Origin of the sequence: Clostridium sp. LS, from assembly GCF_002760435.1 — a bacterium.
Classification (GTDB): Bacteria; Bacillota; Clostridia; order Clostridiales; family Clostridiaceae; genus Clostridium.
In genome coordinates this window covers 1-12,162 of the sequence record NZ_AUUU01000147.1, presented here as the reverse complement: position 1 = coordinate 12,162, position 12,162 = coordinate 1, and the positions used below count along the sequence as shown (strand labels likewise).

Below are 12,162 nucleotides of genomic sequence, written 5' to 3'. Positions count from 1 at the left end.
TTCTTACAACTACTGTTGTAATTTGTTTTTATTTTTCGTCACCCTCAAGCGACTTTTTTAGTATATCACTTGCTTTCGACATTGTCAATAACTTTTTTTAAATCTTTTTTATCATATTTCTTAAAAACACTTTATCAATTTCCTCAAAAGTTATATGTCGTTTAGCGACGTTTTTTATCTTATCATGTTATATATATTATGTCAACCCTTTGTTTATTAATATATTAAAATTTATTACTCCTAATAGCATTTCAAGTTGCAAGATACACTTAAATTATATAAATGATTTCTAAAATATTGTATTTAAAATATCAGATTATTTTTTATCTATTCTATAATAATTTTCAGTAAATTATATATGTTATAAGAAATAATTTAAATAGATACCTGTTACTTTATTGTACCTTTACTTTTTATAATAGAGCTATTAGCACATATAAAAAAGACATTGAAATACTCTGCTTACTTTTTCAGTTATTACACCATAACTAATGTTTAAAAAATTATCATTATAATGTAACAACTTAAAGTTAATGATATACAAAGTCTAATTTTCAATGCCTTTTAACTATTATCAGTTTTCTTTTATCTTAAATTAACATTATCTTTTTTTCTTTATAACTAAAGGATACATAACAGATCCAATAAGGGTTTCGCCCTTCCCAATTTCACTATTTTTATCTGCAATTACATTATCTAATACTGCATCATCTCCAATAACAGTATTTTGCATTATAATGCAATCCTTTAGTTTAGTATTCTTACCTATATATACTCTTCTGCTTATTATGCAATTTTCAACTGTCCCTTCAATACGGCAGCCATTAGCAATAATAGAATTTATAACATTACTCTTTTCTGCATAATGTGTTGGGGCCTCGTCTTTGGTTTTCGTATAAATTGGTCTCTCTTCATTAAAAATTTCTTTATTAATTTTTCTATTCAAAAGTCCCACATTACTATCATATAGCGCCTTAATTGAATTTATACAATCTAAATGTCCTGTAAATTCATATGCTCCAACTGTTAATGTATTTAAGTTATTGTGAATATATTCTTTAACTTTTCTATGCATTCCACTACTTATACATTCATTTACAATATTTATAAACAGTTCAGTCTTAAGTATATACATCTCCATATTAATATTAGCCTTTGGACTTTTTCCTATATTTTCTCCTACACTAATTACGGTTCCCGAATCATCAAAATTTACTACTCCACAATCAATGAAAGCTTCATCTGCATTGTTTACCTTCTTATATACCATTGTAATATCTTTTCCAGTACTCTTATGGTATTCTAATACTTCATTGTAATCTATATTGCAAATCATATAGCTTGGTGCTAATAATACATATTCTCTCCTACTATGCGTTAAAAATTGTACATTTTCAGCAAAATTATGAACATCGTCATAAACAGGTTCTTCATAACCAAAATTAAAAACTTTTAATCCGTCTTTTTTTCTATTCAAATCCCATGGTCTACCATTAGTTAAATGGTCTATTAATGATCTTGATTTATTTTTTGTAAAAATACCTATACAATTAATTCCTGAGTTTGTCATATTTGATAGTACAAAGTCTATAACCCTATATCTTGCTGCAATTGGAACTGAAGCAAGAGATCTATTGACAACTAATTCTCCCATTCTATTCTCATTTTCATCTAAGTTAATTATACCAATGCAATTTTTCATTTCTTTCTCCCCCTTAGTGATCTTCTAAACAGCTTTGTTGTTTTCAATAACTGTACCCATTTTTACTTCTTCTTTTGCTGCTACAATAGCTATTTCATCACCTAAAGAAATCTTACAATCCTTTCTAACAATAGCTCCATTTCCAACAATCGCTTTTTCAATGACTACATTATCTCCTATTTTTGCATCTGTCATAATAATTGAATCACGAATAACTGAATTTTTACCTATCTGAACCCCTTGGAATATTATAGAATTCTCAACTTGCCCATTAACAACACAACCTTCAACAACAAGTGAATTTGATACTTTCGCATTTTCACCTATATATTGTGCTGGTCTTACTGGGTTAACTGAATAGATTTTCCACTCTTCATCATGTAAATCAAGTTCATTATCATCCTTAATTAAATCCATATTTGCTTCCCATAAACTATCTATAGTACCAACATCTTTCCAGTATCCTTTAAAAGGGTAAGCTACCATTTTGCTTCCATCTCCAAGCATGCTAGGAATTATGTTCATTCCAAAATCATTTTTTGAAGTTTTATCTGCTTCATCTTCTTTTAAATATTTCTTAAGAGTCTTCCAGTTAAATATATAAATTCCCATGGATGCTAAATTATTTTTTGGATTTTTTGGTTTCTCCTCAAATTCATATATTGATAAATCTTCTCTAGTGTTCATTATTCCAAAACGAGATGCTTCGTCCATTGGAACTTCAATTACTGCTATGGTAGCATCCGCTCCTTTTTCTTTATGGAAATCTAACATTTTAGTATAATCCATTTTATAAATATGATCTCCAGATAAAATCAAAATATATTCAGGATCATATCTATCAACAAATTCTATATTTTGATAAATTGCATTTGCAGTTCCCTTATACCATTCTCCACCTTTTTCTTCTTGATATGGTGGCAATACGTGCACCCCTCCGTGAGCTCTATCTAAATCCCACGCTTCGCCTATTCCAATATGTGCATTTAGTTCTAATGGCTTATATTGAGTTAATACCCCTACTGTATATATTCCCGAATTTGAACAATTACTTAACGGAAAATCTATAATCCTATATTTTCCACCGAATGGTACTGCTGGCTTCGCTAATTTCTTTGTTAATACACCTAACCTCGATCCTTGTCCACCAGCTAGTATCATTGCTACAATTTCATTTTTACCCATAATATTATCTCCTCTCATATGTTTTTGTTCTCATTAGATAAAATTTTATATTTTATGCTTTTATATTTAATAATATGCTTAACATATTGTATTATACCAATAAGTTTATAGCCTATTATATTATCAATAATTCATACCACCATAATCCATTATTTGAGATACAGTATATTATATATCTTTTTTACATGTTTTTCCATAAATTTATACTGAAATTATTCGCCAATTTTCTATTATCTACATAATATTTGCGCAAACTAAATTTTACGTAATATCTTGAAATTACGCGGAAAAATAGCTATTACTGCATTTTCACCTACAAATTTATATTTTTCACTAGCGTCTAATAAATTTACATAAGATCCATTTAAGTTAATATCTTTAATTAATTTTTGTTCATTTGAAACATTAACTACGACTAATATTTTCTCATTTTCATAATTTCTTTCAAATGCTAATGCATCTAGATCTGTTTCATAGATGACTAAGTCCCCTTTTTTTAGACTATCTTCACTATTTCGTATATTTATTAACTTTTGATAAAAATCAACAAGTTGCTTATTTTCTCTCCCCCATGGATAACTTCTTCTATTATCGGGCTCTCTCCCACCTATCAAACCAGCTTCATCTCCATAATAAATAAGCGGTACACCAGGTAAAGTAAACTGAATTGTTGTAAGTACTTTTAATAATTCAATATTTCCATCTAAAACTGTTAAAATTCTTTCAGTATCATTTGTTCCCACAACATTCATATTTCCGAAAAAGCTTTCTCTAGGGTAATTTTCATATAAAGACATAATTCTTTGTCTGAATCTATCTGATTTTATATAACCTTTAGTAAAGTTAATTAAGCTTTCCCTTAAAGGATAGTTAGTTACTGCATGTACTTCTCTGCCTTGCAAATATTTTCTTCTTTTAGAGTAACTAATTTTGTTAGATGCATCTTCCCAAATGTCTCCAAGAAGTACAGCCTCTTTATTAATTTCCCCAATCCTTTTTCTAATCAGTTCAATAAATTCATCCGGCAATTCATCAATTACATCTAATTTCCACCCACTTGCACCTAATTCTATCCATCTTTGCATAATAGCATCTTCATTTTGTATAATATAGTCAATATATCCCTTTTGCATGGAATTAATATTAGGCCTTTCACTTATTCCCCACCATGACTCATAATTAGATGGATATTTAATAAACTTATACCAATCATAATATTTTGAATTAGGAGAATTGTATGCCCCAACAGCATCAAAACTTCCTAGTTTATTAAAATATTTACTATCAGAACTAGTATAACTTAATACTACATCCAGAATAATCCTAATTCCCTTTCTTTTTGCTGCTTCACATAACTCTTTAAATTCATCATTCGTGCCAAACATCTCATCTACAACTTCGTAATCTCCGGTATCATATTTATGGCAGCTAGGAGATTTAAATATGGGGCTTAACTGTATTATACTTGCACCTAAAGATTTTATATAATCCAGTTTCTTTATAATACCTTTTAGATTTCCTCCATAAAAGTCCCACCTAACAACTCTTCCAAAGTTATCTTTAATATACATAGGACTATCATTCCACGTTCCATAAATAAACGAGTTTTCTTTCGGAGTATTTATCTTATTATTATTATTTCCGTTATAGAATCTATCTATAAGAATTTGATATATTACTCCCTCTTTATACCAATTAGGCATATAAGACTTTTCATACACAGTTATTTGATACGGTACAGGATTGTAGGTATATATTTGGCCAATTCCTCCCAAACGTTCGTCATTGTTTCCATAATATAACCTATCATACCCATCAATTAGAATGAAATAATATTCTAATATTCCCAAAGCATCAGATGTATCAATTTCTACTGAATATCTAAATTCGCCATTATTTAGATATTCCTTTTGCATACCCATATTTAACCTAGTGCCATCAAACTGTACCAATTCTATAGCTACTACTATTTCCTTATCAATATTAATTGATAGTTTAACTTTTTGGCCAACCTCTACAGCTCCGAAAGGCTTCCTAAATTTTATGCTTTGCGAGTCATGTAATACCTGCATACCGTTCATTTGATTTACCCTCCTAAAGATTCTTATAAATTACCTCAGATCCCCAAATCCCTGTTGCGTATTCTTCTATTGTTCTGTCAGATGAGAATATTCCTGAATGTGCTATATTAATTCCACACATTCTTTGCCATTTATGAGCATCTCTATAAAGAGTATCAATTTTATCTTGAGCCTTTAGATATGAATCAAAATCTTGCAAAACAAAAAATTCATCATTGTAATTTATCAGATTTTCATAAATTCTTCTGAACTTTTCCTTATCGTTATGATACTTTCCATTTACTAAATCATCAATTACTCTCTTTACTCTTACATCACTATTATAAATATCAATGGATTTATATCCTCCATTTTGATAATAGTTAAGCACCTCGTCCGCAGTTAAGCCAAAAATTACTATATTGTCATCTGTTACTTCATCTCTTATTTCTATATTTGCCCCATCTAATGTTGCTACCGTAATAGCTCCATTCATCATAAATTTCATATTTGATGTTCCTGATGCTTCTTTTGTAGTTGTAGAAATTTGTTCACTTACATCTGTTCCTGGAATTATTTGTTCCGCTAGCGAAACTCTGTAATTCTGGATGAATACCACTTTCATTTTTGCATTCACTCTAGGATCATTATTTACTTTATTAGCAACACAATTAATTAGTTCAATAGTGTTCTTCGCCAAATAATACCCGGGTGCGGCCTTACCACCAAATATATATGTTCTTGGAACTATATCGTAATTAGGATTATCAACTAATTTATTGTATAAATCCATTATCCTTAAACAATTAAGCATCTGTCTCTTATAAGCATGTATTCTTTTAACCTGAACATCAAATATAGAATTAGGATCTATATTTATATTATCGTTTTTTAATATTAAATTTGCTAGCTTTTCTTTGTTAAATTTTTTTATTTTTCCCAATTGTTCTAGAACAACTTCGTCGTATAAGTGTCTTTCAAAGTTTTTTAAGTCGAGTGGGTGTTTTATAAAACTATCACCAATAGTGTCTTCGATTAGTTTTGTAAGCTCCGGATTACTTTTCAAAAGCCATCTTCTATGAGTAATTCCATTTGTCTTGTTATTAAACTTATTTGGATATAAATAATAGAAGTCTATCATCTCTTTTTTCTTTAATATCTCAGTATGAAGCTTTGCTACTCCATTTACACTGTGGCTTCCCACAATTGCCAAATGTGCCATCTTAACTTCATCATCTGCTATTATAGCCATTCTTCTAATTTTATCTGAATTTCCCGGGTACTTTACCAACAATTCTGCACAATATCTGCGATTTATTTCTTCGACAATCATATATATTCTTGGAAGTAATTTTCTAAACATATCAACTGGCCATTTTTCTAAAGCTTCTGCAAGTATTGTATGATTAGTGTATGATACTGTATTAGTAGTTATCCTCCATGCTGTATCCCATTCTAATCCCTCTTCATCTACTAATATTCTCATAAGTTCTGGTATTGCAAGAGTCGGATGAGTATCATTTATATGAATTGCTACTTTTTCGTCTAAAAGCTGTATATCCTTTCCGTGCTTTTTAAAGTGTCTGATTATACTTTGAATTCCTGCTGAAACAAAGAAATATTGTTGCTTTAATCTAAGCATTTTTCCTTCATAAAACGAATCTTCTGGATATAAAACTTGCGAAATTGATTCAACAGAATTTTTATACTTAATTGCTTGAAGAAAATCACCTCTGCTAAATGAAGAAAAATCGAACTCATTTGAAACAGCTTCTGCACTCCATAATCTAAGAGTATTTACTATCTCATTTTTATATCCCACGATAGGTGTATCATATGGTACTGCTAGGACTGGTTCAAAGTTTACGTGCGTAAAATTTAATCGTCCATTTACTTCACTTACTCTTATTTCTCCACCAAATTTAACAATTTCAGCCTTTTCAGCTTTTCTCTTCTCCCAAACATTTCCTTCCCTTAACCAATCGTCAGATACTTCAACTTGTTTCCCATCAATAATTTTTTGTTCAAAAAACCCATACTTATATCTAATCCCGCAACCATTTCCAGGAATATTTAAAGATGCCATGGAATCTAAAAAACAAGCTGCAAGTCTTCCAAGACCACCATTTCCTAAACCCTGGTCTTGCTCTAAATTCTCTAACTCCTCTAAATCTATATTTAATTCCGATAAAGCTTCCTTACATATATCTCTTATACCTATATTTAATAAAGCATCTCCAAGAAGCCTTCCTAACAAGAATTCCATCGAAAAATAATAAACCTGTTTTTCTCCAGTCTTATTATACTTTTTATTAGTTTTAAGCCAGGTCCTTGTAACATAATCTCTTACTAAACTTCCTAAAGAATCATATTTTTGCTGATTAGTCCCTTCTTTTAACTCAATACCATGCATCTCTAAAAACTTATTAACATAAGCTTTTTTAAATGCTTTTTTATCCATTTCGAGCATTCATGCACCCCCTGATCAAAGTATTTCAATCTTGACCTGTTAATTCTCTATATAAGTTTAAGTATACCTCTGCGGACTTATTCCAGCTATTATCAGAATTCATAGCATTTTTAATTAGATTATTCCACTTCTTTTTATCTCTATATATCCATAAAGCATATTGAATGATATTATATAATTCATCTGCATTATAATTTGCAAAACCAAATCCATTACCTTCACCAGTATACTCATTATATGCCATTACCGTGTCTTTTAATCCTCCAGTTTCTCTAACTATAGGAATAGAACCATATCTAAGTGCTATTAATTGTCCTAGTCCACACGGTTCGAAAAGCGAGGGCATTAAAAACATATCACATGCTGCATAAATCTTATTTGCTAATCCATTATCAAATCTTATATTGGTCGACACTTTGTTCCCATACCTATAATCTAGCCATTTAAAGTGATCTTCATAATGTTTATCACCTGTTCCTAATACAACTAATTGAACATTTTGTTGTAATAGTCTATCAGATATATTTACCAGCAAATCCATACCCTTTTGTTGTGTTAATCTAGTCACAAGTGCTAACATCGGAATATTTTCATCAACAGCTAATCCTAATTCTCTCTGTAGTTCAGTCTTATTTATTACTTTATCCTTAATTGAATTTATATCATAATTCTTTTTGATAAATTTATCTGTTTTTGGATTAAATTCATCATAATCTATACCATTAGTTATTCCTCTTAGAGCATAAGATCTATCTCTTAATACACCATCTAACCTCTGACCATACTCAGGGGTTTGTATTTCGTATGCATAAGTATTACTAACGGTTGTAATTATATCTGAGTAGTATAACCCACCTTTCATATAACTTACGCCTTCGTCAAATTTTAGACATGTATTATCATAAAGTTCCATATCATATCCAAATAATTCTGGTAATATTTGAGGATCGAAAACACCTTGAAATGCTATATTATGAATTGAATATACACATTTCATTCTCCAATAAAACATATCATTTCGTTTATATTCAAATTTCAGCAATACAGGAAGCATTCCTGTTTGCCAATCATTACAATGAATTAGATCCGGTTGCCAGTCGATTTGTCTTAACATATCAAGTACAGCCCTATCGAAGAATGCAAACCTTTCAGCATCATCATAAAAACCATATATTCCGTCTCTATTAAAATATCTTTCATTATCTAAAACATAATATGTTACTCCATTATAAAAGCATTCCCATACTCCACAAAATTCTTCTCTCCATCCAACTCTTACATTAAACCATTTAACAAATCTTAGTTTATCTCTTACTTCCCAACTTATTTCTTTATATTTTGGTATAACGACTCTCACATCTGCATTTTTTTGTGCAAGTGCTTTTGGTAATGCTCCCGCAACATCTCCAAGCCCTCCTGTTTTAATAAATGGACTTGCTTCAGATGCCACAAATAAAACTCTCATTCTTTATCCCCCTTAACGTCAAAACAACTTTTTAATCTTCTTAATTATTAAATAATAATTAAGAAGATATTATATTACTTTTATTTTATAACCTCATTGACTTCACCATTTGATAATTCATTAGCAATCCCAATTTCTTGTCCTCTATTGATTTCTTTTAACTTTAATACCAACGTTGCCATCGGTGGTACTTTTATTTTTAATGAATATGGCTGATTATGGAATGGTGCTTTCTCTGCTATTAATGGTTCACCCATAATTTGTCCTGATCCACCGTACTTGCTATCATCAGTATTAAATAATTCCTCATATTCTCCTAAAATTGGAACACCAATTTGATAATCATAATATACTGTCGAAGTAAAGTTAATCACGAAAACTAAAGTGTCTTCGTCATTTCGGCTTCTCCTAGCAAAAATTAATATACTTTGCTCATTATTATCTGCTTCTATCCAATTAAAGCCTCTATAATCATGGTCAAGCTCCCAAAAAGCTTTATTATTAATGTATAAATTATTTAAATCCCTAAAAAATAATTGTGTTTTCTTACTCATTTCAACATCATCAATTAGACTCCATTCTAATTGTGAATATTCTCTCCATTCAATTGTTTGAGCAAATTCACATCCCATGAATAATAATTTCTTTCCTGGGTGCCCCATCATATAGCCAACAAATGCTCTTAGACCTGCAAACTTATTCCATTCATCTCCCCACATCTTATCTACCAATGACTTTTTGCCGTGAACAACTTCATCGTGTGAAAGAGGTAATAAATAATTTTCAGCGTAATTATACATCATAGCAAATGTTATATTTTTATGATTATGCTTTCTATATTTCGGATCTATTTGGACATATTCTAATGTATCATTCATCCATCCCATGTTCCATTTTAAATTAAACCCTAACCCATCATGAACAGGCGGCTTAGTTATATTTGGCCATGCTGTTGATTCTTCTGCAATCATAAGTGCTGTTGAATATTCTTCGAAAACAGCTTTATTCAATTCTTTCAAGAAGTCAATTGCTTCTAAATTTCCATTTCCACCATATTTATTAGGAACCCATTCTCCATGTGATCTGCTATAGTCTAAATATAATATACTCGATACAGCATCTACTCTGAGTCCATCTATATGAAATTCTCTATACCAATATAATGCATTAGATATCAAATAACTTTTTACTTCTGGTCTTCCTAAGTCAAAGTTGCAAGTTCCCCAGCCCTTATTTTCAGCTCTCCATTCATCTTGATATTCGTAAGTTGGTGTTCCATCAAATTTATACAATCCATGAGCATCCTTACAGAAATGCCCTGGTACCCAATCCATTATTACTCCTATATTATATTCATGTAATTTATTTATTAATTTTTTAAGCCCTTCAAGATCTCCGTATCTGCTTGTTGGTGAAAAATATCCAGTACCTTGATATCCCCAAGATGCATCCAATGGATGTTCAACAAGTGGCATTATTTCTACATGTGTATATCCCATATCTTTTAAATAGTTAGGTAATTCTTCTCCTATTTCTTCATATGTTAAAAATCCACCATCCTTATTTCTTTTCCAAGAACCCAAGTGTATTTCATATACATTTAAAGGTTGTTCTAATACATTAATTCTATTTCTTTTTTCTATCCATTTCTGATCAGTCCATGTAAATTCTTTAGGTGCATATATTACAGATGCATTATTAGGCCTTAACTCAGTCTTTATTGCATATGGATCTGATTTGTATTCTCCTTGCTGACCATTTGGCTCTATTATACAATACTTATATCTGTCACCAACCTTAGGTTCTGTAAAAAATCCCTTCCACAAACCATTTTCAGTTATTTTTTCAAGTTTATACTCATCCCTTACCTCAAAGTTATTAAAATCACCAACTACATATACACCTTTAGCATTAGGTGCCCATGTCGCAAATTGCACACCTTTTTTTCTTTTTTCGGTCTTAACATGTGCTCCCAAGATATTGTAAGCTTCGTAGTTTTTACCTTGATGAAATAAATACGTATTGAAATTCGTTATTTCAGTTTTATCCACTTTCTCTACAACCTTTTTCACTGTATTTTTTATTTGTTCTGCTTTAGTTTGTATTTTTTCTACCTTTGGGCTAGTAGCTTTGCTTTGAACTTCACTAGTTTTTTTGGGAGTTGCTTTTCTTGTAGTTTTTGTTTTAACTACAGCTTCTGCTTGGCTTTGATTGGTTTCATCTTCTTTAGCAATAATCTTTGATTTTGTCGATGTTTTTGCTGCAGTTGTTGATTTTGATGCTGTAGTTTTCTTTTGCTTTTCTATCTCATTCTCTTTAGCTGATACCTCTGTTTCTTTACTATTAAAAAGCGTTTCTTGTATATTATTTAAATTTTTTTCTTCTGTTGTTAAATCTATTTCTTTACTTATTTTTGGCTTTGTTGTTACCGTTCTAGTTTCTCCACCTCTTCTTGCGCTAGTCTTCTTTGCAGTTTCTTTTGGTTTTTCCTTAACTTCTGCATCTTTTGCAATAATATCCTTTTCTTTAATTTCTGATATTATTTCGTTAGACTCTGCTTTCACTATTTCCTTAGAAGCAACTTTCTTTTGCGTATTACTTCTGCTTCTTGTTGTTCTTTCTTTTTTAACAGCTGGTGATTGTTCTCTAGTAACTGTTTCTTTGTCCTGACCTGCCAATTTAACTGTATTTTGTTCTAGGCTTACATTCTCTCTATTGTTAGTTTTACTGCTTTTTGTCTTATCTTGCATTAAACTATACCCCCATCCATATTTCTCTTTCCCTCTCATAATTATAAGTTTGTATACTTATGCTTTACTTTTATTATTATATATATATATTACCAAAGTTTGTAGCACATTTCACTTATTTTTCTATATTTTTCATAAAATTTATTAGCTTATTTGCTTATTGGCAAATAATTATGTATATTTATTCATATTTATTGAATTATTTTCCACAGTTGTTATCATCTAACCGCTTATTCAAAAAAATCCTTGACAAAGAATTAATGATTACTTAATTGTTTACAAAATTAAAAAAAGAGATAATTCTTATAAAATTATCTCTTTAATATTCATAATCATCAAGTTATATTTAGGTAAAATATTTTTCTTACTTAAGTTATATCTTAATTTTCTTCTTAATTAATTTAGTTTATTTTTCTCCACTAACTTTAATTTCGAAAGATTATTCCTATAAGCTAAAAAAGATAGCCAAAATGACTATCCTTTATAATTACCTCGCAACGTCCTACTCTGCCACACAGTCTCCCATGCAG

6 protein-coding genes are annotated in these 12,162 nt (G+C 30.1%); all 6 read right to left on the bottom strand.

What is annotated here, in order from left to right; translation table 11 throughout:
* Positions 1–601: 601 nt before the first annotated feature.
* Positions 602–1,702 (bottom strand): glucose-1-phosphate adenylyltransferase subunit GlgD, encoded by a 1,101-nt coding sequence (glgD, locus tag COL3_RS24355; RefSeq protein ID WP_008421678.1) that lies wholly within the window; start codon positions 1,700–1,702, stop codon positions 602–604.
* Between the two features lie 24 nt (positions 1,703–1,726).
* On the bottom strand, positions 1,727–2,887 hold the full coding sequence (locus COL3_RS24350; protein ID WP_008421679.1) for a glucose-1-phosphate adenylyltransferase: 1,161 nt from the start codon (positions 2,885–2,887) through the stop codon (positions 1,727–1,729).
* A 254-nt stretch (positions 2,888–3,141) separates the two neighbouring features.
* Positions 3,142–4,968, bottom strand: coding sequence for a glycoside hydrolase family 13 protein (locus COL3_RS24345; protein ID WP_008421680.1), 1,827 nt, complete (start codon positions 4,966–4,968; stop codon positions 3,142–3,144).
* 13 nt (positions 4,969–4,981) lie between these two features.
* A complete protein-coding gene (locus COL3_RS24340) occupies positions 4,982–7,417 on the bottom strand; it encodes a glycogen/starch/alpha-glucan phosphorylase (protein WP_008421681.1) in 2,436 nt (811 codons plus the stop codon).
* A 25-nt stretch (positions 7,418–7,442) separates the two neighbouring features.
* The gene (glgA, locus tag COL3_RS24335) at positions 7,443–8,882 is read right to left on the bottom strand and encodes a glycogen synthase GlgA (RefSeq protein ID WP_008421682.1); all 1,440 of its coding nucleotides are present in this window, start codon (positions 8,880–8,882) and stop codon (positions 7,443–7,445) included.
* 80 nt (positions 8,883–8,962) lie between these two features.
* Positions 8,963–11,632: a 1,4-alpha-glucan branching protein GlgB gene (glgB, locus tag COL3_RS24330; RefSeq protein ID WP_008421683.1), complete on the bottom strand. Its 2,670-nt coding sequence runs from the start codon at positions 11,630–11,632 to the stop codon at positions 8,963–8,965.
* Positions 11,633–12,162 lie beyond the last annotated feature (530 nt).